The following is a 22971-nucleotide window of genomic DNA, read 5'->3' on the forward strand; positions in this document are numbered from 1 at the left end:
CGCTTACAATATGAAGTCGATATTTTCTGATAAATTTCATTTGTGCCAAATGGACGGCACGGTCTTACGGAATGTTATTTTCTTTCCTTAATTTGTGTTATCGTCCTGATTCCCATTCATTTTAAAAAGCAAAAGCAGCGCGGGATTTTGCATCTCACACTGCTTTTTCGCCATTATTTTTCTTTTTGAATCCATTGATCCAATTTTGCCGTCATCTCCCGCATCGCCTGCTGGTTCGCAAAAGAAGGAAGATTCGCCAAAAGCGCTTGTTTCGGCGGCTTTGCGTCTTCGCCTTTTTTCTGCAAGATTAAAATGCTCTTTGCCTGCGCTTCGTCTTTAAACATAGTAGCCGGCAGCTGAAGAAGGGCGTTGATATACACTTTTTCCGCAAAAAACCGCTTCAGTTTATCGCTTTGCGCGCTGTCAAACAGATGGTTCGGAATCATAAAAAATAAGTATCCGCCCGGTTTTGTATGTTTGACGCTCTGCTCAATAAATAAGTGGTGAGCAAAAGAGTGGCCTTCATCCGCTTTCAGCTCAAACGCTTCAGCGCCTTCGTCATTCGGATAGTAGCCGACCGGCAAATCGCAGATGACCGCATCGGCCGGTTCGATAAATAACGGCTGAAGACTGTCCTGGCAGAACAGCTCCATTTCTTTTTCCTGCAGATTCGCCTGAGCATAAGCGATCTTCAGAAGGACATCGTCGATTTCAATGCCGAAGCTTTTTGCCGCTTTGTCAGAAAGCTGGTTTGCCGCGGTCAGCAGAAGATTTCCGGTGCCGCAGGCGGGGTCCAGCAATGTCAGGCCTTTTCGGCCGCCCGTAAATTTATTCACGAGGTAACTGATGAAAATGCCGATCGTATCAGGCGTCATCTGTCTGTTCGGATGGGACTTATCTTTCAGCCCTTTTAAAATGGCGAGCTGGAACGCCTTGCGGATCCATTCATGCTCCCATTTTCTGAAGTCTGCTTTCGCAAGCAGGCTGTTAAGCTCGCCGGTTTGCTTTTCCTGAAGCGGAAGCTGGTCGGCCTTTTCAAGAAAATACATTTCTCCCGCTTCCGCAAGCCCCTCAATATAAGAAATCTGAAGGCCTTCTGCTATCACTTGGGCGGCTTCATCTAAAAGTTCATAAATCTGACCGACATGGTCGTGTTGCATGCTGTTTCCTCCTTGCCATGAAAAGAGCTCCGCGGCAGCACCCGGAGCTCTTTTTCTCTCTTTACTTGATTAACGCTTTTGCAGCTTCGATAGGCTTTTCATAATTCGGGTGGTTTGTCGCTTCGCTTACGTATTCCGCGTAAACGACTTTTCCGTCCTGATCAAGGACAAATACGGAACGTGCCAAAAGACGAAGTTCTTTGATGTGAACACCGAATGCTTCACCAAATGACATCTCTTTATGATCCGATAATGTTTCAACTTTATCAATTCCGTTCGCTCCGCACCAGCGCGCTTGTGCAAACGGAAGGTCGGCGCTGATTGTATAAACGTTCACATCACCGAGTTTTGCGGCTTCTTCGTTGAAGCGGCGTGTCTGCGCGTCACATACGCCTGTGTCAATGGAAGGAATAACGGATATGATCGTTACTTTCCCTTTCATATCTGCTAATGTCTTCTCTTCTAATCCGTTTGTCAGAACCGTGAAGTCAGGAGCTTGGTCACCCGGTTTCACTTCTTGTCCGATCAGCGTCACGGCTCCGCCTTTAAATGTAATTTCAGCCATTTTGATTCCTCCCTTTATCTATGTATAGCTCTATCATAGTCGAGTTTTATGCAAACTGCAAAGGTTATGCCGCATCGTAAAAAAAGCTAACTGCGGGCGGCAGTTAACTTTTCTGTTATAAATCGATATCCGTTCTTTTTTGGTTCCGGCCTTTTTCATTCTTTTTAAACATATGCTGGATGCGTTCAATCGTTTGAGGCGCGGAGTCTAACAGTTTATCAATCAGATGGGTGTTTTCGTCTAAATGAAGCATGCGCACGCCGTTTGTTCCGACAATCAGAAACGCAATCGGCGTAATGGATACTCCGCCGCCGCTTCCGCCGCCGAACGGGAGCTTCTGCTCTTTTCTTTCATCGTCCTCGGTTCTTTTTTCAGCCGGCTTTCCTCCAAACTCGCTTCCGCCCGCTGCAAATCCGAATCCGACCTTTGAAACCGTTAAGATTACGCTGCCGTCAGGCGTTTCAACAGGATCGCCGATGATTGTATTCACGTCAATCATTTCTTTTAAATTTTCCATAGCGGTTTTCATTAAACCTTGAATGGGATGGTCTGCCATATGCGCTCCTCCTTAAACTGATGAATCATTCTTTGAAGCAACCGGAACCGGCTGTTTCTTTCGTATGATAGAAAGTCCGTTCCGCCCGTATTTGAGCAATTTGAAAGCTGCACCTATAAGATGTCCAAAACGAAAAAAGAATATACACTGCAAATGCGTCTTGGATGCAGGCACTTGAAAAGACGGAATGACTTCGCACACCGGTTTATGTATGAAACGCAGATGATCATACAGCATCGCCGTAAGTCCTCCCTTTACGGCCCACAATCCGCCGGCGGCGATTCCAGTAACGGCGGCGTCCTTTATTCCGATAACCGTCACCCATTCGAACTTCGTAACACGGACTCCCGCAAGAAATGAAGCGACGATTTGGCGCATCTGAAAGACTTGGTGCAGAATCATTTCTATTCTGTGAATGCTCTGTTTGACATCTTCATATGTGATTTTTTTCTTCTCTTTTTTCTGACCTTTCATTTCTGATTTTGTGTCCTGTTTGACATCAATTGACGCGTCTTCGCTGTTTACTTTAATGACGGGCAGCGTTTTTTTAATACGGATCAGCCCGTATAAGGCCGAGATTTCAAACGTCAGTTTGTCGTTATCTTTATCGTGAAGATATTCGAAAGTCAGGTGGATTTTCATCCTCATGAGCAGCCAGGCTAAAATGAGAATGAGAATAACAGCTGCTGCGGCATATCCCATAAGCTTCACTTCCTTAGCAGCATTATCGCCAAAACCAAAAAAAATAAACCCGGACGTTTATTCCGGGTTTACTGCTTTTATTTGCGGTACAGCGCTTCGTGAATTACCGTTGTGTCGGCGATCAGATCATGAATGCCCTGCTTTTTGGGCGTAAACGCAATGACGATATAGAGAATCCAGATTTTATCGATATAACGCCCCACCGCTTCTCTGAAAATGACGGTGCTCCAAGTCAGCGGCTTTCCGGGCGTCAAAGAAGTGACCTTTAACCCGAAGACCATCTTGCCGAGTGTCTGATGAAACCATTTCGTCATGAACACAAAATAGGCGAGGTAGACGATCAGGGTTGTGACGGAATAAGCTGAGATTGTAAACATTCCGCTTGTTGCCGGGAGCTTCATCAGCGTGAAAATCGGTGAAACGATGAGATGGTTAAGTCCCCAGACCACCAGCCAATCAAGAAGAAACGCCCAAAACCTGATCCAAAAGCCCGCATATGCCTGCTCGGGCGCCCTCTGTTGTTCGGCTTCCTCTTCTTTGCCGTGAAAGCCTTCGTAAGTCGCGTCCATTCTTTCTTCCCCCCTACTTTGCATAGAGATACATCATCCGCGGCGAACCGGATTGCGAAATGAGTTCTTTCATATTCAGAAAATCAATTTCGCTTTTAAACATTTTCGCTGCGCTCATGGAAAAGAGCGAGCCTAATCCGAATCCTTCCTCGTATGTGATGACTGAAGCGTTTTTCATATTTTTATGGTCCATTTTCATCGCGCTGATCGTATCATCGTAAAAACCGAGCTCATCAACGAGGCCGATTTTTTTCGCTTGTCTGCCGTCGTAAACACGGCCGTCGGCAATTTTTTTCACATTCGCTTTTGACATGTGCCGGCCTTTTGAAATGACATTGACAAATCCTTCATAAGAATCGTTGACCATTGTCTGCATGATCTTTCTTTCTTCCTTCGTCATGTCGCGGGTCGGGGACATGATGTCTTTATGCGCGCCGCTTTTAATGGTTTCAAACTTGATGCCGAGTTCATCGGCGAGCTTGGAATAATTGACGCTTTCCATGATGACGCCCAGTGAACCCGTGAGCGTTTCCGGTGAAGCATAGATTTTATCGGCGGCCGTTGAAATATAGTAGCCTCCCGATGCCGCCATGGAGCCCATGGATACATAAATCGGTTTCTTCGTTTCTTTCTTTAGTTCTTCCAGTTTTTTATGTATTTCCGCGCTTTCGTACACGCCTCCGCCGGGGGAATTGATTTTCAGCACAATTCCTTTGACGCTTTTGTCTTCTTTCGCACGCTCAACCTGTTTTAAAAATGATCTGTGATCATACCCGCCTGAGCTGAGCAGGCCAGCGGACCCGCCGTTATCCTCAATCGTGCCGTCCACTTCAAGCACGGCGATTTTACTGCCGGGGCTGCCCTTATCCAGCGTCAGTTCCTCTGTGTCATCTGTCAGTGATGCAAAGTCAGACCCTGTATCCCCGATATTCTTCAGCACCCCGACGGTCACACTTGCAATGACTGATACGCCGAAAATGCCGAGCGCGATGACGAGCGCAATCCATCTTTTTGCATTCATTTGTTCTCCTCCTTTTCTGTCAATATTCGTACGTTCCCCCGTAAAAAAAGATTCATTTTTTTCATGAAGCGCTTTCCCTTAACGGATAAACAGGAAACATGTTACACTATTGCCACAGGTATTTTAACACAATACCTGCTGGGAGAAAAACGTAAATATGACAGCAAAGGGGAATGGGGATATGACCGATCTTCGCCGCAATGTTTATTTTTTTCACAAACAAAACAACGAAACAAAAGAACAAGTCAGCTCTTTGAAGCAGCTTGCTGAATCGCACGGTTTTACAGTTGCGGCTCAACCGGAGGATGCCGGTATTATCGCCAGCATCGGCAGCGACGGCTCATTTCTGCAAGCCGTCAGAAAAACCGGATTCCGTGATGACTGCCTGTATGTCGGCATCGCTAAAAAAGGGAAAGCCCATTTGTACTGTGATTTTCACAGCGATGAACCTGAAAAAATGGCGGCCAGCATGACCGCGGAACAGCTTGAGGTCAGAAAATACCCGCTCATTCACGTAACGGTGGACGGCAGCAATCATTTTCACTGTTTAAACGAGGTTTCCATCCGTTCAAGCATTATTAAAACGTTCGTGATGGATGTGTTAATTGATGATCTTCATTTTGAGACGTTCAGAGGAGACGGGATGATCATTTCCACCCCGACGGGCAGCACTGCCTACAATAAATCTGTTTCAGGCGCCGTTGTTGATCCTTTGATTTCCTGCATGCAGGTATCCGAACTGGCATCGTTGAACAACAACACATACCGTACACTCGGATCTCCGTTTATTTTAAGCTCAGACCGGAAGCTGACACTGCAGGTGGTGCAAGACGGCAATGAGCATCCGATTATCGGGCTTGATAATGAAGCGCTCAGCACGCGGAATGTCAAAAAGGTTGAGATTAGACTATCCGATAAAAAAATCAAAACGGTGAAACTGAAAGACAATTCTTTCTGGGAAAAAGTAAAGCGATCATTTTTATCATAAAAAAAGAGGACGGGCATCACTGCCTGTCCTCTTTTTCATATACGATACGGCCGCCGACGACGGTTTTGACAGCTTCCAATTCATGAAGCTTTTTCGGGTCCGTCCTGAACGGATCACCGCTGAGTACGGTAAAGTCGGCATCATAGCCGGGGGCGATCCGTCCGCGGCTATGTTCTTTATGGATGATGGCCGCGCTTCCCTCCGTGTAAAGCTGAATGGCTTCGTACACGGTCAGGCACTCTTTTTCATAATAGGCCGGACCTTCCGGGCGCTGCTTGCTCGTACGGAGCACAGCCGATTGAATGCCCAGAAGCGGATCGGCCGGCTCAATCGGGGCATCTGAACCTCCGGCGCACAGCAGCCCTTTTGACAGCAGTGTTTTCCAGGCGAAAGCCGTTTTCATCCGCTCTTCTCCGAGCCTGTCAATCACCCACGGAAAATCACTGGCCACAAAATGCGGCTGAAGATCAAGTCCGATCGGCAGCCGGGCGGCTCTTTCAATCAATCCGTCATCTAATACTTGCGCATGAATGAGCCTGTCTAGCTGTCCGGGCTTTGCCGGGTACCTTTCGATAACATCCAGCACCTTTTCAAATGCAAGGTCGCCAATCGCGTGCACGGCGATCTCCATCCCTTTCTCTCTCGCTTTATAAACAAGAGCGGCAAGGATTTCGTCATCATGCACCTGAACGCCGGAAACAGACGGATCATCATGATAAGGCTTTTTCAATAGAGCGGTTCTGCCTCCGAGCGCGCCGTCAGCAAAAATTTTCATCGCTCCGTATTCCAAATAAGGTCCGGTCGATTTATCCAGAGCGCTCCAGCTGTCGACGGCTTCGTGATGTACGAGCAGATGGGCGCGAAAAGGATAAAGGCCGCTGCCGGTTAATGACTCGTACGCGGCAACGGGAACGGACGCGTCTCCGTAGTATGCCAGATCTTCTGAATGCCCGCCGGTCAGGCCTTTTGACCAGCAGTCCGTAATCGCCGTTTGAAGCGCGCGTTTGACATAGTGAAGTGAGACGGGCGGCAGGGCCTGTGTCACAAGCTCTTGGGCTTTATCCAGCAGGAGGCCTGTCGGACCGGTGCCGTCCCGGACGATAATCCCGCCGTTTGGATCAGGTGTTTCGTTTGTAATTCCCGCCGCGCGCAATGCGGCCGAATTAACCGCCGCGGCGTGCCGGCATACCCGCTTCAGCAGGACGGGGCGGTCGGGAAAGAGCGGGTCAAGGTCATGCTTCGTGACGTAATCCGGCCGTTCAAACAGATTTTCATCCCAGCCTTCGCCGATCAGCCATTCGCCATCTTCCAATTCACGCTCTGCTTCTTTTGCGGCCCGCAGTATCGCTTCTTTTGACGTCAGCTGCGACAAATCGAGGCGAAGCTGTTTTTCCCCGTGTCCGATTAAATGCATATGACTGTCCGTAAACCCCGGGAACATGACAGCCCCATGTAAATCGATTTCCTCCGTATCAGGCGAACCGTATGTTCCTTGGAGCTCCCGGAAGCTGCCCGTCTGCCTGACGACGCCTTCTTCGGTATAAATGGCTTCAGTGACATGATTCTTGTCCAGCATTGTATAGATGGTGCCGCCGTGCCAAATCGCTTTCATCCCCGCTCACCCTTTATCCTGTATTATGCTTTTTTATCAGCCTTCAGCCGTTCTTCACGCTGTCTCAGCTCCACACGTCTGATTTTTGCGGACGCCGTTTTCGGCAGGCTTTCGACAAACTCAATTTCTCTCGGATATTTGTAAGGCGCCGTAATCGTTTTTACGTGGTTTTGCAGTTCTTTGACAAGTTCATCACTGCGCTTTTCATCGTCTTGTAAAACGACATAGGCTTTTACGATTGAACCTCTGATTTCATCCGGGCTCGCCACGACGGCACATTCTTTCACTTCCGGATGCTTCACGAGCGCGTCCTCTACTTCAAAAGGCCCGATTGTATATCCGGAGCTGACGATGATGTCATCATTGCGGCTCTCAAACCAAAAGTAGCCGTCCTCGTCTTTTTTCGCGCGGTCTCCTGTAAGAAAGTAATCTCCGCGAATCTGCTTTTTCGTTCTTTCGGGATCTTTATAATATTCCTTGAATAAGGCCGGTGTGCTCAGATGCACGGCGATATCGCCCGTTTCGCCTGTTTCGCATATTTCGCCTTTATCGTTTATAATCTCCACTTGATTTCCAGGGGTCGGTTTGCCCATGCTTCCCGGCTTAATATCCATATCCTTCAGGACGCCGACTAACAGGGTGCTCTCCGTTTGGCCGTATCCGTCTCTCACTTTAATGCCGAAATGCTTCCGGAATACGTCAATGACTTCCCGGTTTAATGGCTCACCCGCAGAAACTGCGCTGTGAAGGGCAGAAAGATCATATTTGTCCAACTCCTCCACTTTTGCCATCAGGCGGTATTCCGTCGGGGTACAGCAGAAGACATTTACTTGATGGCGCTCCAGCAGCTCTAAATACGTCTTGGCGTTGAATCTGCCGTGATAAATGACTCCTGTCGCGCCGCTTCCCAGAACGGCGAGCAGCGGGCTCCACACCCATTTCTGCCAGCCGGGCGCCGCGGTGGCCCACACTGTATCGTCTTCAGAAATATCCAGCCATGCACCGGCTGATGTTTTTAAATGGGCAAAGGCCCAGCCGTGTGTATGTACAACGCCTTTAGGCTGGCCGGTCGTGCCTGAAGTATAGGACAAAAACGCCATGTCTTCTCTTGTTGTATCAGCTGTTTGAAAACTGTCTCCGTCCGCTTCAATCGTTAGGAGGTTTTTCCAGCCGGCATCATTTTCACCGATTGACAATGTCACCAGCTGATCAGTATTTACCTCGTCAAACGCGTTTATAAATGAAGGATAAACGATAGCGCCTTTCACTTCGGCGTGTTTGATCCGGTATTCAAGGTCTTTGGCGCGCAGCATTTCCGAGCAAGGAATGACGACCATCCCCGCTTTTAAGATCGCTAAATAAACGGCATACGCTTCAAGCACTCTCGGAACCATGACAATCAGCTTATCGCCTTTTTCAAATCCGAGACCTTTCAGGCGGGCTCCGATTTTATTCGTTTCTTCCATCAATTTTTCATACGTCCAGACTTTCTTGCCGCCTGTTTGATCTTCCCAAATAAGCGCGTTCTTCTCTTTGGAACGGCTGAACTTTTCGATTTCATTTACAAGGTTATAGTTCTTTGGGGCGATTAAATCTTCTCGTTTTAACACGAACAACTCCTCACTTTCTTTCCCCATTATACATAAACATAGGCCATTACAATAAAAATATGCATAAATTGCTTCCCGCCTTCTATCTATTCCCATGAAAAAAGAGCGGGGAATTCCCCGCTCTCTTAGCCATTATGTGAAGTTGTGATTAAAACTGCTGCTGGCTGCTTCCGCCCATGCTTTGCTGAGCAAAAGAGACAAGACGTTTTGTGATTTCTCCACCGACAGAACCGTTGGCGCGAGAAGTTGTTTCCGGTCCAAGGTTTACACCGAATTCAGAAGCGATTTCATACTTCATTTGGTCGATAGCTTGAGCAGCGCCTGGCACTAAAAGCTGGTTGCTGTTTCCGCTGTTTGATTGTTGTGACATGTGTATCACCTCCTTGTGAGTATAGAATGTGATAAAACACATGTCTTCATTCAAAAAAACTTTGGTAATTGTATACAGTTTTAAAACAGGCCGGCAAACTTATCTTGAGCTTCCTGCTCCGAGTAAACAGTGATGGTTTCGATGCCGGCAGCGGCCTCTGCAATCAGCGGTTCAAAATCAACGAAGCTTTCGAAGTGCTCGATTTTTTCTTTTTTCGGACGTGTCTTCGGACTTGGCGGCGTAAAGATGGTGCAGCAGTCCTCAAACGGCTGAATGCTCGTTTCATAAGTGCCGATTTCTTTTGATTTTTCGATGATTTCTGTTTTGTCCATTCCGATTAAAGGGCGCAAAATCGGCGTTGCCGTCACCGCATTGATCGCATACATGCTTTCAAGCGTCTGGCTCGCTACCTGCCCGAGGCTTTCTCCCGTAATGATCGCGAGCGCTTTTCGTTCTTCTCTGATTCTATCCGCGATTTGCAGCATAAGACGCCGCGTCGCCGTCATCGTATAGTTCTCCGGGATTTGTTTTTGGATGAGTTCCTGCGTCTTTGTAAACGGCACGATATGAAGTGTCATACTGCCGCCGAACTTCGCGAGGCATCCCGCGAGATCCATGACTTTCTGCTTTGCCCGTTCACTCGTATACGGCGGACTGAAGAAATGTACGGCTTCAACTGATAATCCCCGTTTCATCGCGTAAAAACCGGCGACCGGACTGTCAAAACCGCCGGAAAGCATCAGCATCGCTTTACCCGCGGAACCGACAGGAAGGCCTCCGGCGCCTTTTTCGTTACGAATCGTCAGGAATGTCGCTTCCTCCCTGATTTCAATCCGAAGCGGAATATCGGGATGTTTCACATCGACGGTTAATCCATCCGTGTTTTTCAAAATATGGCCGCCGATTTCAGCGTTCATCGCATTCGTATCTAATTCAAACTGTTTGTAAGCCCGTTTGGTCTCGACCTTAAACGTATTCCCCGGTTTATATTCGCCTTCTATCGCGGCTAAAGCCGTTTTTTTAATGTCTTCCAGCTTGCTTTCGCATTTAATTGCGAGACTAAAGCTTTGAATGCCGAATATATTCTTTAATAAGGAACAAATTTCCTCCGGGTTTTCTCCATTAAGAGTAATCGACATCCGGTCCCGGTTTGAAAAGTATTTTACTTTTTTATAATCCTTTAATACCAGGCGGATATTCTGTTTTAATCTTTCAATAAAACTGCGTCTGTTTTTTCCTTTTGTGGATATTTCACCAAAACGGATTAAAATATGATCGTAATTCATATGCTACCTCATCATTTTTTTTAATTTTTGAACAGCCGGCACCAGCGCGGCCATAAACGGCTCCGTGATGTCAGCTGTATGGCTGAAGTTCAGGCTGACTCTTATGCTGCTTGATGCAATCTGTTCGCCTTTATTCATTTGCAGAAGAACACGGCTCGGTTTGTGCTCTCTTGCCGAACATGCCGCGGTTGTGGAGACATATATTCCTTTTTCCTCAAGCATGTGCAGCAGCACTTCCGCCTTCACGCCCGGAACGGAAAAATTAATGATATGCGGCGCGCTGTTTTCAGCGGGGGTGTTGATGACGACCCCGTCCGTCCCGCTCAGCCTTTCCATGAGCGCATTCTTGGCAGCCTTCACGGAAGAAAGCCGCTCATTCATGTCACGCGCGGAAAGATTGATCGCTTTCGCAAGGGAAACGGCGCCTGCCGTGTGTTCCGTTCCGGCGCGGACGCCTTTTTGCTGCGAGCCGCCCGTGATAAGCGGAATGAGCCGCGTTCCTTTTTTGACGATAAGCGCTCCGGTCCCTTTTAAGCCGTGAAACTTATGCCCTGAAACGGTGCAAAGGTCAATGCCCGCTTCTTCTATAGACAGCGGAACTTTATGAATGCCCTGCACATGATCAACATGAAACAGAATATTCCGGTGCTGCTTCAAAAACCCGCCGATTTCCTTTACAGGCTGAATGGAGCCGACTTCGTTATTGACATGCATGACGCTGACGATTATCGTATCCGGCCTGATAGCCGATTTGACGTCTTTCAAAGAAACGAAGCCGTTTTGATCGGCCGGAAGATATGTGACTTCAAAGCCGAACAGCTCTGTCAGCTGATCAAGTGTCTCCGTCACAGAAGGATGCTCAATCGCCGAAGCAATGATATGTCTTCCTTTACTCATGTTTGCCCAGGCTGCTCCCTTTAACGCAGCGTTATTCGCTTCAGTCGCGCCCGATGTAAATACAATATCATAATTTTTTAAACGCAAGGTTTTTTTTATTTGCTGAGCGGCCGCTTCAAGGAGCTGTTCCGTCTCAGTTCCTAACTGGTGCAGAGACGAAGGATTGCCGAAATAACGGCTGCTCGTCTGTTTGTACACATCCAAAACCTCTTCATACGGCTCGGTCGTTGAACTGTTGTCTAAATATATCATTTTTTTTACTCCTTTAATGAAAACGGTACATCGTATGATATTTATGCTACCATAACAAAAGTAAATATAAATTCGCAATAAATCGAGTATTGACTTCTCTGTACATTGCCATATAATAAGTAATGTTCGTTTTGTTATATTATCTGACAATTAATTGACAGAATATTTCAACATAGTATTTAGGAGGATTTTTATGAAACACTCACTACCTGTCAAAGATACCGTTATTATCGGTTTCATGCTTTTCGCACTTTTTTTCGGGGCAGGAAATATGATATATCCGCCGGAGCTCGGGCAAGCGGCGGGGCATAATGTCTGGAAAGCGATGGGCGGTTTCTTACTGACCGGCGTAGGTCTGCCGCTTTTGGGTATTATCGCCATCGCATTAACGGGCAAAGACGCGAAAGGGCTTGCCGATAAAGCTCATCCGGTATTCGGGACTATTTTCACCGTTGTGCTTTATTTATCAATCGGGCCGCTTTTCGCGATTCCGAGAACCGGAACCGTTTCATATGAAATCGGTGCAGTTCCGTTTTTAAGCGGCATTCCGGAAAGATTATCTTTATTTGTTTTCACGTTGATCTTTTTTTCTATTACGTATTATTTAGCTCTTAACCCGTCCAAAATCGTGGACAGAGTCGGAAAGATTTTGACTCCTATTAAATTCGGTATTATTTTAATCATCGTCGTAAAAGCCATTGTCACTCCGATGGGCGGGCTGGGCGCCGTACATCAGGCATATTCCGGAACGCCGGTGTTCAAAGGATTTTTGGAAGGCTATAAAACAATGGATGCGCTCGCCTCAATCGTCTTCGGCGTCGTTGTCGTCAACGCTGTTAAAAGCAGGGGCGTCACCCAGCGTAAAGCGCTCGCCGCCGCTTGTATTAAAGCGGGTCTGATTGCAGCGGCAGGTTTGACATTCATTTATTTATCTTTGGCCTATTTGGGAGCGACAAGCACGGACGCTGTGGGGCCGCTCGGCGAAGGCGCAAAGATTTTATCAGCTTCATCTGATTACCTGTTCGGTTCACTGGGAAACATCGTTCTCGGCGCCGCCATCACCGTTGCGTGTTTAACGACAAGCATCGGGCTTGTCACATCTTGCGGCGAATATTTTTCAAAATTGATTCCCGCTTTATCATACAAAATGGTGGTTACGATTGTCACGCTGTTCAGTCTGGCGATTTCAAATTTCGGACTTGCTGAGATTATTGCATTTTCAGTTCCTATTTTATCAGCCATTTACCCGCTGGCGATTGTCATTATCGTCCTTTCCTTTATTGATAAAATCTTTAAGGAAAGACGCGAAGTCTATATCGCCTGCCTGATCGGAACGGGGCTGTTCAGTATCCTGGACGGTTTGAAGGCAGCCGGCATTCCGCTCGGATCATTAGATTCATTCTTAAACGCAAATCTTCCGCTTTACAGCATGGGAATCGGCTGGGTGCTTCCGGGCATTGCCGGAGCGATCATCGGCTGCATCATCACATTTTTTACCAGCCCGCCCATCGAATTAAATAAAGCAAAATCGTAACATTCAGCGCCTGCGGTTTGATGTATATCAGCCGCAGGCTTTTTATATTCCGTGAGAAACTAAAAAACTGCACCTCTGATTTCCATCAGGGTGCAGTTTTTGCTTGTGCGTCTATGAAGCAGATTGATCAGCTTTAATTTTTTTCACGGCGCCGGGAGCTGTTTTTTCAACAGCATCTGCCGCCATCTCATAAGCTTCATTATAGCTGTAAGCGTAAAACAGCCGTTCCGCTTCTTTCAGCTGTTCGGATAAAATATGATTCTGGCTTCGGAAGCGGTTGCCGTACTGGATGATCCGCTCAATCAGCTTCACCTGAATCACAAGATCTTCCGCCTCTTCGCTGACTTCCTCAACCACCTTTTCGGCTTCGGCTAGATGTTTGGCGGCTTCCTCCATGTTCAGCGGCAGCTCTTCCAATTGGCTGACGGTTTCTTCTATATGATGATTTGCCGTCTCGAGCTTGTCCTTGACTTGTTCTGGAATTCCCGGCACGTTGCTTTTTTGCAGCATTCGGGCCGTGTCAGAAATGGTTTTCCGAAGATGCATCAGCGTTTCCCGCGCCTGCAGTTCTTCTTTTCTGAGCGCCTGCAGATTTTCACGGTATTCGGCATGTTCTTTCTGAGCCTCTTCCATCTGCTTTTCGATGGCCTCGACTTCTTCAATCAGCAGCGAGTAAGCGACATGCTCGCCGTCAAGCTTTTCTCTCGCCTGCTCAAGGAGTCGGCCGATCGTTTCCAGCTGTTTTTCGAAGGCATGCTGTCTGCCGATTTCTCCCGCCGTCAGCTGATAGCTTTCCTTGACGAGCTCCGTTTCGGTTTTTGTGCGATCTTTTTCTTCCTCGAGCTTCTCATACGCGATGATCAGCTCAGGCATTTTGCTTAATACGGACTGTCCGGCTTCCACTTCGCCTTCCAGCTGTTCATACATCGATTGAATGGTTTCATCAATCAGCTGAAGAATGGCGGACGCTTCGTCGACATCCAAATCTTCTAAAAGCGCGTTTTCGGCCCGTTTCACTTGATTGGTGAGGGTCTCCAGCTCTTTTTCGATTTGAATATGCTCCAATTTGTAGCCTTTTTCCGTCATTTCCCGGTAGCCGTCTTTCAGCTTGGCAATTTGGTTAGGCACGGTCTGTTTACAGTCCGCAAGCAGTTTCGGAACGTCATCTATGTATGTCTGAAGCTGATCCAGTCTGCGGTCCTGTTCAAGCAGCACTTTTCTCGCTTTGATGTAATTGCCGCTTTCCGTCTCTTCTTCGAACTCTTTTATGCCGCTCCAGATTTCGTCGAGATCCGTCTCCAGGCTGTTATATAGCTCTCCGTAGAGATGGCTGTACGCCAGAAGATTTTTTCGCGCTTTTGAATACCGCTCACGCACCTGTTCAATCTCTCCGCGGCTTTTTTCCTCGCTCGTCACAAGGTCGCTGATCTCACGCAGTATGCCTTCTATATTTGATTCGGCTGCAGTGAGGAGGTCGTCGATGTGGACAAGCACCTGATTCGCTTTTTTGAACCGGTATTTGTCGGCGTTCTCTTCGGCATCATAAAGGAGCTCTTCTACTTTCGGCAGATGGGCTGTGACAATTTCATCCCACTCCTCGCGCCATCTTTCAAAGAACTCTTCCGTCTCTCCGGTCATTTTCAGATGTTTGATCTTGGACATTTCTTCCACTATCGAACGGTTTAAAATTTCAATCTTCCATGACTCCAGCCGGTCAATTTCCGTATAAATTTTTTTCCTGAAAAAGTAGCCCGCCGCAAAGAGCGCGAGCAGTATAACCAATAATCCGATGACTAACTCCATAATGAGCCCCCTTGTTGTTCTCTTAATCTGTCAGGGTGTTTTATGTATTCAGAAAGATTTCAATATATGTATTGAGAAAATCTGTCGTTTTCATTGTTATTATGATACCATGTAACCAACATTTTTTGACCAGAAATCAAAAACTTTTTGCATAATTTCGGCAGGATTCTGCAATTTTTTAATGGAGTGACACAAATGGAAAAACGAGACGCTCATATCCACACGCCTTTTTGCCCTCACGGCTCGAAGGATGCACTGAAACAATATGTCGAAAAGGCCCTGGAAAGAGGCTTTGACTCGATCACATTTACAGAGCACGCCCCCCTTCCTCCGTCATTTCAAGATCCCGTACCGCTTCAGGACAGCGCGATGGATCTCAGACAGATGGAGGTTTATTTGGAGCGGCTGTCACAGCTGAAAAAGGAATACGATGGACAAATCAGCATTCTGACTGGGCTAGAAACCGATTTTATCACAGGGTATGAAGAGGAAACCGCGGCGTTTCTGAACACGTACGGCCCCTCACTGGATGACGGCATTTTATCCGTTCATTTTTTGAAGACCGGCCCGTCTTATATATGCCTCGATTTTGACGAGCACGCGTTTCAGCAGCTTGCCGACCGCTTCGGAAGCGTTGAAGCCGTATATGAACAATACTATGAAACCGTGTATTCTTCCATTGTAACACCGCTCGGCCCCTTTAAGCCAAAACGGGTCGGCCATATCACGCTCGTCAAAAAATTCGCGCGCCTTTTCCCTTACAGCATGTCACCTCAAATAAGAGAGCTTGCGGCCCGCTGTCTTGACGCCGTGAAAGAACACGGAATGGAGCTGGATGTGAATACATCCGGGCTCAGAAAGAAGTTTGCCGGGGAAGTATACATGGAGGATTGGATGGCTGAGACGGCGAAGCAAAAAAAAATCCCGCTCATATTCGGGTCGGACGCCCATCAAGCGGAAGATGTCGGCAGTTCCTACGAAACGTACAAAAGCATCATTACTTCATAAGCGCCGCATCAGGCCGTCGGAACACGCTTTCGATCCAGATCTTCACCTCTTCAAAATACCTTTTATAAAAGTACGGTTCATGAGGCTGCATATAGAGCACCTCCGTAATATATTGAGGCTGAAGATACGGCATCATCAAGAGGGATTTCAATTGCAGAATAAAATGCGGCACGGGCAGCGTCAGCCGCCTGTGGCGTGACTGCCCTTCTTCAATCACCAGCTGGAAAATATATTTTTCTTTCATTAAGTAAGTAGACATAATTTCCCTGATAAGCACGGAATCAATCGTCACTTCCCGGTACACAAACCGCGTTAATTGACGGTTATCGTGCTGATAGGATAAAATATCGAAAATCACCCGCAGGATGCGTTCCTGCGCGTCTTCACCGTTCATACTGACGGCGGCTTTTTCCAGCGCTTCAGTATAGCCTTCGTAAAACTCGGAAACTAAATGTTCCATTAATCCGCCTTTCCCTTTAAAATAGTAGGAGATGTGCGCAACATTTACATCAGCTGACTTTGCGATTTCACGGACGGACGTGCCGGAATAACCTTTTTGGTTAAACAGCTGGACAGCGGCGTTAATAATTTTGTCTTTGGTGCTTACTTTCATACGGCTCACCCCTTTATGTGTAACAATTCAAGCAGAAAGGCGCCGTTCCTGTAAGAACTTCTCGACAAATGCCGGCAGAACGGCCGGAACTTTGTTTGATATTATAGAAAAAGTGAGGGTTTTCCATGTTTCATGTCGAAAAACAATCCGGAGATAAAGAAAAAAGTTATCAGCTTCTGCTTAAACAGCTCGAAGCCATGACAGAAGATGAAACGGATGCGATCGCAAATTACGCGAATGCGTCAGCGCTTTTATACCATTCATTACATGAAGTCAACTGGGCGGGGTTTTACTTCGCTAAAGAGGGCGAGCTCGTGCTCGGACCGTTTCAAGGACTTCCTGCCTGTGTGCGCATTCCGTTCGGCAGAGGCGTATGCGGCACTGCCTACTCTAATGGCGACGTGCAGCGGATTGCCGATGTGAATGCGTTCCCGGGACATATCGCCTGTGACGCGGCTTCCCAGTCAGAAATCGTTCTCCCGATCCGCGTAAACGGTGAAGTGATCGGTGTGCTGGACATTGACAGCCCCGTGAAAAACCGTTTTGATGAAACGGACGAAACCTATTTAGCAAAGTTTGTTGAAACGCTTGAAAAACGATTAGGATAAAAAAAGGAGCCCGGCCGGCAGGCCGGCTCCTTTTTTATGTCGTCGTGCTGTTTTGATGGATGATCAGCCGGTTTTTGCCGTTCCGTTTGGCGATATAAAGCGCCTCATCCGCTTGCTGAACGAGCAATTTCAACGGCATCGGGCCGGTCTTTGACCAGCAGGAAACGCCGCAGGAAATCGTCACGCGCGGCTCGGTATTTTCCCGGATGGCGCGAACCAGCCTTTTAGCGATGCGTTCTCCGGATGACACGTTGATATTCGGCAGATAGACAGCCAGCTCCTCGCCCCCCCACCTCGCAGCGACATCATGCTCACGAATATGGTTCTTCATAACGGAGGCCACCTGAATCAGGATCGAATCTCCCGTTTGATGACCGTATGTATCATTAATATTTTTGAAATTATCGATATCAACGAGGATGAATACACCCCGTTTATGAATTTTCATGCTGTATTGAATTTTCTCATCCAAATAGGTTCTTGAATACAGCTCCGTCAGCTGGTCTGTCTGAACAAGATGCTCAAGCCTGTCGCGCAGCATGGAGTTCGTAACCGCCAATGTCGCATGGTGAATGAGCGCTTGAAAAAGTTTATACATTTCAAACGTAAAAGCATACAAATCCTTTTTCAATAAAATCGCGAACCCGAAGACGGTGTCATTTTCGATCATCGGCACCGCCATCAGCGAGCCGAAACCGTTTTCGCCGAATACAGTCTTTCCGCTGCCGATAAACACGCCCTTTTCTCCCTCGAACAGCTTTTCTTTCACAATGCTGATATAGGGGTTCGCACGTTCTGTCTTAAAAAAAGCGGTATGTCCCGGAAGCAGATTTTGCGTCTCAAAATGATCAATATGAAAAAAAGCCACTTCTTCCGCATGAAACGACTGGGTCATAATGGCGGCGAGCTCCCGCATCGTATCAGTGAGTCTGAGGCGCTGATTCAGCTGGCGCGATGTTTCATTAATGAGCTCCAGATTCGCAATGCTTTTTTTCGATTGCTCATAGAGCTGCGCATTTTCAAATGCTTTTCCCGCTGCGCCCGCAAGCAGCAGCATTTCACTGAGAGTACTGCACGAAAGAACGGCATCCTGCAGCCCCTCCGTCTTCAGAACCCCGTAAGTCCCCTGCTGGCCTTTGATCGGCAGATAAGCAGATGACCTGCCTTTTCTGAGCAGTCTCCCCGATAAATAAACCTTCAGGGCAGACGGATCGGCATCTTTTCCGTCCATATGTAATTCTTTTGCGGGAAGCTGTCTGTCCGTATCCTGATCCTGCGTGATAAACAGTGAAAAACGGAAAGACCGGAAAGCCGTACTCAAACTTGCCTGCAGTTTTTCCAAAACCTCATTTTGGTCCAAAAGCGAATGGAACATTTCTGTCATTCTGTGAATTTTCCGCTGATGCTTCGTTTTGTCAAACAGCCCGCTTTGTCTCACAGATTGATTAATAAACTGAGTAACGATCTCAGGCAATGATTCCGGGATCGGCAGCCCGCCTTCCGAGCACAGATAAAAGGATCTGCCGGAGGTCTGATTCCTGATCATAAAACGGCCGTCACTCTCTTTCAGCGGAGCATAATGCGGTTCATCTTCTGTTTTTATGGTGAAACGTGTTGATTCTGCCGGTGAAAGGGTCAATGAAAGAGATGTAAAGCAGGATTCTAGAGCTGAGGCCAGCCATAACAGCGAGTCGGATAATGAGACGGATTCAGATTTCGTTAAGAAAAAAGAAAGCATTTTCTGATGAAAGGCCGTCACTTCATCAATTGTTTGTTTTTTCATTTTTATCACCTAAACATGTACTACTCATTTTTGTACATTATATCATAAACCGGCACTCTTCATGGAGAAATGGTTGACGGCGGCGGGGAAAAATCATATAATGTTCTTTGTGTGAAATATTGCAGCCTTTTTGTTCAGCTTCTGTGTTTGCATTTTGTTCCTTAGCTGTAAGGTGTATCGTGTAACTCTCTGCTGCTGGAGCGAGGATACATGAAAACAAAATGTGCACGGTCGGATCGAACAGACGGTTTTTATTTTCCACAAAATAAAACCAAAGGAGGAGTCACATTATGGCTCGCTATACAGGTCCATCTTGGAAACTGTCTCGCCGTTTAGGAATCTCTCTTAGCGGTACAGGTAAAGAATTAGAAAAACGCCCTTACGCACCAGGCCCCCACGGTCCGGGACAGCGTAAAAAACTATCAGAATACGGTTTGCAATTGCAAGAAAAGCAAAAACTTCGTCACATGTACGGTGTAAACGAACGTCAATTCCGCACATTGTTTGACAAAGCTGCAAAAATGACTGGTAAACACGGCGAAAACTTCATGATTCTTTTAGATGCACGTCTTGATAACGTTGTGTACAAGCTCGGTCTTGCACGCACTCGCCGTCAAGCTCGCCAATTAGTTAACCACGGTCACATCCTTGTTGACGGAAGCCGCGTTGACATTCCGTCTTACCAAGTAAAACCTGGTCAAACAATCGGTGTTCGCGAAAAATCAAGAAACCTTTCTATCATCAAAGAATCTGTAGAAGTAAACAACTTCGTTCCTGAGTACCTTACTTTCGACGCTGAAAAGCTTGAAGGTACATTCACTCGTCTTCCAGAGCGCTCTGAGCTTGCTCCGGAAATTAACGAAGCGCTTATCGTTGAGTTCTACTCCCGTTAAGTAAAACGCTCTTTAAAGAGCATTGGATTAAACCCCGGACATGTTGTGATGACAATGTTTCCGGGGTTTTTCTTTTGGGCTGTCAGAATAATGGACAGATGCTCCCTCTCTTTATTAAAAAAAGCCCCGGACAGGGGCTTTTTTTATGTGCCAACTGGCTTTTCAGCTACATGTACATTAGAAAAACCCATTTGACAAGCAGAAGCGATTTTTTACATAATGAATCATCATACCTTACAAAAAAGGAGCGACTGAATGAACAGCATCCCCTCTATCGTCAGCAAACACAAAGCCTATTTTGCGGCGGGGCATACGAGACAGCTAGAATCGAGACTGAACATGCTGCAAAAGCTGAAACAAGCCATCAAAACACAAGAAGCCGATATAACAGCCGCTCTCTATCAGGATCTCCACAAATCCGAACAGGAGTCGTACACGACAGAAATCGGAATTGTACTGGAGGAAATCAGTTTTGTGATGAAGCGGCTGGGAAAATGGGTCAAACCGAAACGAGTCAAAACGCCTCTGACTCACCTAGGCTCGAAAAGCATCATTATCCCTGAGCCATATGGAACCGTTTTGGTGATTGCGCCCTGGAACTATCCCTTGCAGCTGGCGCTTTCTCCGTTGATTGGAGCCATTGCAGCGGGAAACACGGTCGTTCTCAAACCGTCAGAATATACGCCAGCGGTTTCCGCTGTTCTTTCCAAACTCATCAGCAGCGTTTTTCCTAGTGACTATGTCGCTATGGCGGAGGGCGGGCCCGACGTCAGCACTGTGTTATTACAGCAGCCCTTTGACTATATTTTCTTCACTGGAAGCGTTGCCGTGGGAAAAATCGTCATGGAGGCCGCCGCCAAACAATTAATTCCCGTTACCTTGGAGCTCGGCGGCAAAAGTCCCTGCATTGTCCATAAGGATGCTGATATACAGCTTGCCGCCAAACGCATCGTCTTCGGGAAATTTACAAATGCAGGGCAAACCTGCATCGCACCGGATTATTTATTTGTCCACCAAGATATCAAAACGAAGCTCACAGAAGAAATGAAGCGTGCGATCAGCGAATTTTACGGCCCTCAGCCTGAACAAAATCCGCAGTACGGCAAAATCGTCAGTGAACGCCACTATCAGCGGCTGCTCAGCTTTCTGAATGATGGCATCCCGCTCACAGGCGGACAATCTGATCCCGCTCATCATAAAATTGCGCCGACCATTCTCGAACAAGTGAGGGATGACTCTCCAGTGATGCAGGAGGAGATTTTCGGGCCGATTCTTCCGCTGTTTACATACGGCGATATCAATGAAGTCATCGAGAAAGTCCAATCACGCCCAAAGCCGCTCGCTCTGTATGTCTTCACCACAAACAAAGAAACTGAGCGCGCTGTTTTAGAGAATCTGTCGTTTGGCGGAGGCTGTATCAATGATACGTTAATGCATGTTGCGACACCGTATTTGCCATTCGGCGGCGTCGGGGAAAGCGGCATCGGCAGCTATCACGGATTTGACAGCTTTAACACGTTTACGCACAAAAAAAGCGTCGTCAAACAAACGAACCGCTTCGACTTCGCTTTCCGTTATCCTTCTTCCAAAAATGGGCTGCGAATGATTCGGAAAATACTTAAATAAAAAAGCGCAGAGTATCTGCGCTTTTTATAAATCCTCTATACACCAATTAATCGGTTCTTCTTCCAAATTAAACCTATTTTTAAAAGTTCAAATCGAAGTCTAATAGTAAAAATGAACCAACCCAACTGTAGGAAAGGTTAATCCTCATCACCCTGGTGAGTCCTATAATAATTCTCAGCAGTATAGATATTCCATTCCCAAAAACTTGATCCCTGAGATAAAATATACCTATCTAAGAATATCTCAAAATTAAGTTGCATTGGTTCATACTCAATAAATCCGCGGAACCATAAATAGTTTGGATCTGTGGACATTTTGGTTTTGTTAATTAACAAATAACATCCGTCTAACAGATGTGCGACGGGAATAAACTGAGGCTCTAAAAAACCATTTTGCATATACTTTTCAATCTCTTCTAAATTAAGAATATGCAAACCCCCACCCACATTCTCACCGTAAATCAACAAATCAAATATTCTGGCTCCATTATGCAATTTTAAAAAGGTTTTATAATCTTCAGGAAGTGAGACTATTATTTTCTTCTCAAAACTCTCAATCTCCAGATCTGTTGCACCTTTAGAGAAAGTACATTCTGTTTCTAAAAGAGCTCCTTCATTCCCTAAAATTCTTAAGCGGCCTTTTTCATCAATTAATTCTTTTAGACCTTGGAGCGTTTTTTCAACAAAAACTGCCATTGAGCCACCTCTTACTTATTAATATTTATCCCACCAAGGATTTAATAGATTTTGGTGCATATCACGAGGGAGAGGATACAAATTATTAAAGTTATTTTTTCCCCCATACTTTAGCGGAAGCACATGGTGAATATCGAATCAACTCCAATTCCACTTTGGATCAACTTTGTCTTTTTAGGATAATACGACTTTGAATATGATTTACCTACTTTAATGTCTTTTCCTAAAAATTCTCTGTTATGGAGAAAAACCCTTCCATATTTTCCGCTATAAGTGTTACTTTCATATAAATCGTTTCTGGCTTCAATGACTATAGGCTTTTCGCCAACTACGCTTGCTATTTTAATTGTGGTTGTGTGGATTTTTTGTTGGGGTCATATATTGTTGTGTAGGACATCGTAACTAAGCTAGCTGCTTTAGTGTGCGCTTTCTCTTCTTTTTTCTCAACGTCTGGCACATTAACAATGTTGTTTTCTTCTTTGGCTAAGGGGGTCTTATAGGTTATTTCATTGTGGCTATCCTGTTTGGCAAGTTGTCGTGCCACCTTAATGATGGAAGCCTGGCCATCATTATTGCTCTTAGCCACTCCATTCTTATCTACTGTTAAAGTTTCTTTTTCTTCAAAGGTTACTGGTTTTGCTAATCCAAACGAGTCCTCTTGTGTTGCTTTCGTTTGCGGCGAAAATCCAATAGCAATCAATAGAGTTGCGACAAGTAAAAAGATTGAGTTTTTTAACAACCTCATACAAATCCTCCTTCATTTGTTTTCTGGTCTAACATACTATATTTTTACTTTTATTTAAACAATTTGAAAATTAAC

At 46.4% G+C, this 22971-nt stretch carries 22 protein-coding genes; 6 read left to right on the forward strand and 16 right to left on the reverse strand.

Annotated elements, in window-relative coordinates; genetic code table 11:
* Positions 1-173 precede the first annotated feature (173 nt).
* The 6 genes from NYE36_RS14955 to sppA all read right to left on the reverse strand — a co-directional run bounded on the left by NYE36_RS14955 (position 174) and on the right by sppA (position 4573).
* Positions 174-1160, reverse strand: coding sequence for a class I SAM-dependent methyltransferase (locus tag NYE36_RS14955; protein ID WP_007408051.1), 987 nt, complete (start codon positions 1158-1160; stop codon positions 174-176).
* A gap of 61 nt (positions 1161-1221) precedes the next feature.
* Positions 1222-1725, reverse strand: a complete 504-nt coding sequence (gene tpx, locus NYE36_RS14960; protein ID WP_007613091.1) for a thiol peroxidase — start codon at positions 1723-1725, stop codon at positions 1222-1224.
* Between the two features lie 115 nt (positions 1726-1840).
* The gene (ytfJ, locus tag NYE36_RS14965) at positions 1841-2281 is read right to left on the reverse strand and encodes a GerW family sporulation protein (protein WP_013353179.1); all 441 of its coding nucleotides are present in this window, start codon (positions 2279-2281) and stop codon (positions 1841-1843) included.
* A gap of 12 nt (positions 2282-2293) precedes the next feature.
* On the reverse strand, positions 2294-2983 hold the full coding sequence (locus tag NYE36_RS14970; RefSeq protein WP_144663882.1) for a DUF2953 domain-containing protein: 690 nt from the start codon (positions 2981-2983) through the stop codon (positions 2294-2296).
* 77 nt (positions 2984-3060) lie between these two features.
* A complete protein-coding gene (locus NYE36_RS14975) occupies positions 3061-3552 on the reverse strand; it encodes an RDD family protein (protein WP_007408048.1) in 492 nt (163 codons plus the stop codon).
* Between the two features lie 13 nt (positions 3553-3565).
* Entirely contained in the window at positions 3566-4573 is a 1008-nt protein-coding gene (gene sppA, locus NYE36_RS14980) for a signal peptide peptidase SppA (protein ID WP_265451121.1), read from the reverse strand.
* Positions 4574-4754: 181 nt separating this feature from the next.
* On the opposite strand from sppA, the gene NYE36_RS14985 reads away from it, so the two are divergent.
* Positions 4755-5561: an NAD kinase gene (locus tag NYE36_RS14985; RefSeq protein ID WP_017418362.1), complete on the forward strand. Its 807-nt coding sequence runs from the start codon at positions 4755-4757 to the stop codon at positions 5559-5561.
* Positions 5562-5577: 16 nt separating this feature from the next.
* On the opposite strand, the gene NYE36_RS14990 is transcribed toward NYE36_RS14985, so the two are convergent.
* The 5 genes from NYE36_RS14990 to NYE36_RS15010 form a co-directional block, all read right to left on the reverse strand.
* A complete protein-coding gene (locus NYE36_RS14990; RefSeq protein ID WP_144663879.1) occupies positions 5578-7173 on the reverse strand; it encodes an amidohydrolase in 1596 nt (531 codons plus the stop codon).
* 23 nt (positions 7174-7196) lie between these two features.
* Positions 7197-8783 carry an acyl--CoA ligase gene (locus NYE36_RS14995; protein ID WP_095352863.1) on the reverse strand — a complete coding sequence of 529 codons (1587 nt, stop codon included), beginning with the start codon at positions 8781-8783 and terminating at the stop codon, positions 7197-7199.
* Positions 8784-8931: 148 nt separating this feature from the next.
* Positions 8932-9153, reverse strand: a complete 222-nt coding sequence (locus NYE36_RS15000; protein WP_007408043.1) for an alpha/beta-type small acid-soluble spore protein — start codon at positions 9151-9153, stop codon at positions 8932-8934.
* A gap of 80 nt (positions 9154-9233) precedes the next feature.
* Positions 9234-10439, reverse strand: a complete 1206-nt coding sequence (gene thiI / locus NYE36_RS15005) for a tRNA uracil 4-sulfurtransferase ThiI (RefSeq protein WP_095352862.1) — start codon at positions 10437-10439, stop codon at positions 9234-9236.
* 3 nt (positions 10440-10442) lie between these two features.
* A complete protein-coding gene (locus NYE36_RS15010) occupies positions 10443-11588 on the reverse strand; it encodes a cysteine desulfurase family protein (RefSeq protein ID WP_144663878.1) in 1146 nt (381 codons plus the stop codon).
* Positions 11589-11781: 193 nt separating this feature from the next.
* Here NYE36_RS15010 and brnQ point away from each other — a divergent pair, with 193 nt between their 5' ends.
* Entirely contained in the window at positions 11782-13122 is a 1341-nt protein-coding gene (gene brnQ, locus NYE36_RS15015; RefSeq protein WP_015240382.1) for a branched-chain amino acid transport system II carrier protein, read from the forward strand.
* A 111-nt stretch (positions 13123-13233) separates the two neighbouring features.
* Here the strand turns inward: brnQ and ezrA are convergent, their stop codons facing one another.
* Complete coding sequence (gene ezrA / locus NYE36_RS15020; protein ID WP_265451119.1) at positions 13234-14925, reverse strand: septation ring formation regulator EzrA; 1692 nt, start codon at positions 14923-14925, stop codon at positions 13234-13236.
* A 195-nt stretch (positions 14926-15120) separates the two neighbouring features.
* On the opposite strand from ezrA, the gene hisJ reads away from it, so the two are divergent.
* Complete coding sequence (gene hisJ / locus NYE36_RS15025; RefSeq protein ID WP_032871696.1) at positions 15121-15933, forward strand: histidinol-phosphatase HisJ; 813 nt, start codon at positions 15121-15123, stop codon at positions 15931-15933.
* Here hisJ and refZ read toward each other — a convergent pair.
* Positions 15923-16546 (reverse strand): forespore capture DNA-binding protein RefZ, encoded by a 624-nt coding sequence (gene refZ / locus NYE36_RS15030; protein WP_007408038.1) that lies wholly within the window; start codon positions 16544-16546, stop codon positions 15923-15925. The two genes, hisJ and refZ, sit on opposite strands and share 11 nt — an antisense overlap.
* A 125-nt stretch (positions 16547-16671) precedes the next feature.
* Here refZ and NYE36_RS15035 point away from each other — a divergent pair, with 125 nt between their 5' ends.
* The gene (locus tag NYE36_RS15035) at positions 16672-17154 is read left to right on the forward strand and encodes a GAF domain-containing protein (protein WP_007408037.1); all 483 of its coding nucleotides are present in this window, start codon (positions 16672-16674) and stop codon (positions 17152-17154) included.
* Positions 17155-17188: 34 nt separating this feature from the next.
* Here the strand turns inward: NYE36_RS15035 and NYE36_RS15040 are convergent, their stop codons facing one another.
* Entirely contained in the window at positions 17189-18937 is a 1749-nt protein-coding gene (locus tag NYE36_RS15040) for a sensor domain-containing diguanylate cyclase (RefSeq protein ID WP_007408036.1), read from the reverse strand.
* A 290-nt stretch (positions 18938-19227) separates the two neighbouring features.
* On the opposite strand from NYE36_RS15040, the gene rpsD reads away from it, so the two are divergent.
* Both rpsD and NYE36_RS15050 read left to right on the forward strand, forming a co-directional pair.
* Positions 19228-19830 carry a 30S ribosomal protein S4 gene (gene rpsD, locus NYE36_RS15045; RefSeq protein ID WP_003152406.1) on the forward strand — a complete coding sequence of 201 codons (603 nt, stop codon included), beginning with the start codon at positions 19228-19230 and terminating at the stop codon, positions 19828-19830.
* A 255-nt stretch (positions 19831-20085) separates the two neighbouring features.
* A complete protein-coding gene (locus NYE36_RS15050) occupies positions 20086-21456 on the forward strand; it encodes an aldehyde dehydrogenase (protein WP_039063458.1) in 1371 nt (456 codons plus the stop codon).
* A 137-nt stretch (positions 21457-21593) separates the two neighbouring features.
* Here the strand turns inward: NYE36_RS15050 and NYE36_RS15055 are convergent, their stop codons facing one another.
* Entirely contained in the window at positions 21594-22151 is a 558-nt protein-coding gene (locus tag NYE36_RS15055) for an SMI1/KNR4 family protein (RefSeq protein ID WP_094032184.1), read from the reverse strand.
* A gap of 337 nt (positions 22152-22488) precedes the next feature.
* Positions 22489-22896: a hypothetical protein gene (locus NYE36_RS15060; protein ID WP_094032183.1), complete on the reverse strand. Its 408-nt coding sequence runs from the start codon at positions 22894-22896 to the stop codon at positions 22489-22491.
* Positions 22897-22971: the final 75 nt, after the last annotated feature.

It is taken from the genome of Bacillus sp. FSL R5-0593 (genome assembly GCF_038603755.1).
In the GTDB taxonomy this organism is placed as follows: Bacteria; Bacillota; Bacilli; order Bacillales; family Bacillaceae; genus Bacillus; species Bacillus velezensis.

Coding starts and splice junctions, on each gene's coding strand:
- NYE36_RS14955 (WP_007408051.1), bottom strand. CDS start 1,160: ATGCAACACGACCATGTCGGTCAGATTTATGAACTTTTAGATGAAGCC.
- tpx (WP_007613091.1), bottom strand. CDS start 1,725: ATGGCTGAAATTACATTTAAAGGCGGAGCCGTGACGCTGATCGGACAA.
- ytfJ (WP_013353179.1), bottom strand. CDS start 2,281: ATGGCAGACCATCCCATTCAAGGTTTAATGAAAACCGCTATGGAAAAT.
- NYE36_RS14970 (WP_144663882.1), bottom strand. CDS start 2,983: ATGGGATATGCCGCAGCAGCTGTTATTCTCATTCTCATTTTAGCCTGG.
- NYE36_RS14975 (WP_007408048.1), bottom strand. CDS start 3,552: ATGGACGCGACTTACGAAGGCTTTCACGGCAAAGAAGAGGAAGCCGAA.
- sppA (WP_265451121.1), bottom strand. CDS start 4,573: ATGAATGCAAAAAGATGGATTGCGCTCGTCATCGCGCTCGGCATTTTC.
- NYE36_RS14985 (WP_017418362.1), top strand. CDS start 4,755: ATGACCGATCTTCGCCGCAATGTTTATTTTTTTCACAAACAAAACAAC.
- NYE36_RS14990 (WP_144663879.1), bottom strand. CDS start 7,173: ATGAAAGCGATTTGGCACGGCGGCACCATCTATACAATGCTGGACAAG.
- NYE36_RS15000 (WP_007408043.1), bottom strand. CDS start 9,153: ATGTCACAACAATCAAACAGCGGAAACAGCAACCAGCTTTTAGTGCCA.
- thiI (WP_095352862.1), bottom strand. CDS start 10,439: ATGAATTACGATCATATTTTAATCCGTTTTGGTGAAATATCCACAAAA.
- NYE36_RS15010 (WP_144663878.1), bottom strand. CDS start 11,588: ATGATATATTTAGACAACAGTTCAACGACCGAGCCGTATGAAGAGGTT.
- brnQ (WP_015240382.1), top strand. CDS start 11,782: ATGAAACACTCACTACCTGTCAAAGATACCGTTATTATCGGTTTCATG.
- ezrA (WP_265451119.1), bottom strand. CDS start 14,925: ATGGAGTTAGTCATCGGATTATTGGTTATACTGCTCGCGCTCTTTGCG.
- hisJ (WP_032871696.1), top strand. CDS start 15,121: ATGGAAAAACGAGACGCTCATATCCACACGCCTTTTTGCCCTCACGGC.
- refZ (WP_007408038.1), bottom strand. CDS start 16,546: ATGAAAGTAAGCACCAAAGACAAAATTATTAACGCCGCTGTCCAGCTG.
- NYE36_RS15035 (WP_007408037.1), top strand. CDS start 16,672: ATGTTTCATGTCGAAAAACAATCCGGAGATAAAGAAAAAAGTTATCAG.
- NYE36_RS15040 (WP_007408036.1), bottom strand. CDS start 18,937: ATGAAAAAACAAACAATTGATGAAGTGACGGCCTTTCATCAGAAAATG.
- rpsD (WP_003152406.1), top strand. CDS start 19,228: ATGGCTCGCTATACAGGTCCATCTTGGAAACTGTCTCGCCGTTTAGGA.
- NYE36_RS15050 (WP_039063458.1), top strand. CDS start 20,086: ATGAACAGCATCCCCTCTATCGTCAGCAAACACAAAGCCTATTTTGCG.
- NYE36_RS15055 (WP_094032184.1), bottom strand. CDS start 22,151: ATGGCAGTTTTTGTTGAAAAAACGCTCCAAGGTCTAAAAGAATTAATT.
- NYE36_RS15060 (WP_094032183.1), bottom strand. CDS start 22,896: ATGAGGTTGTTAAAAAACTCAATCTTTTTACTTGTCGCAACTCTATTG.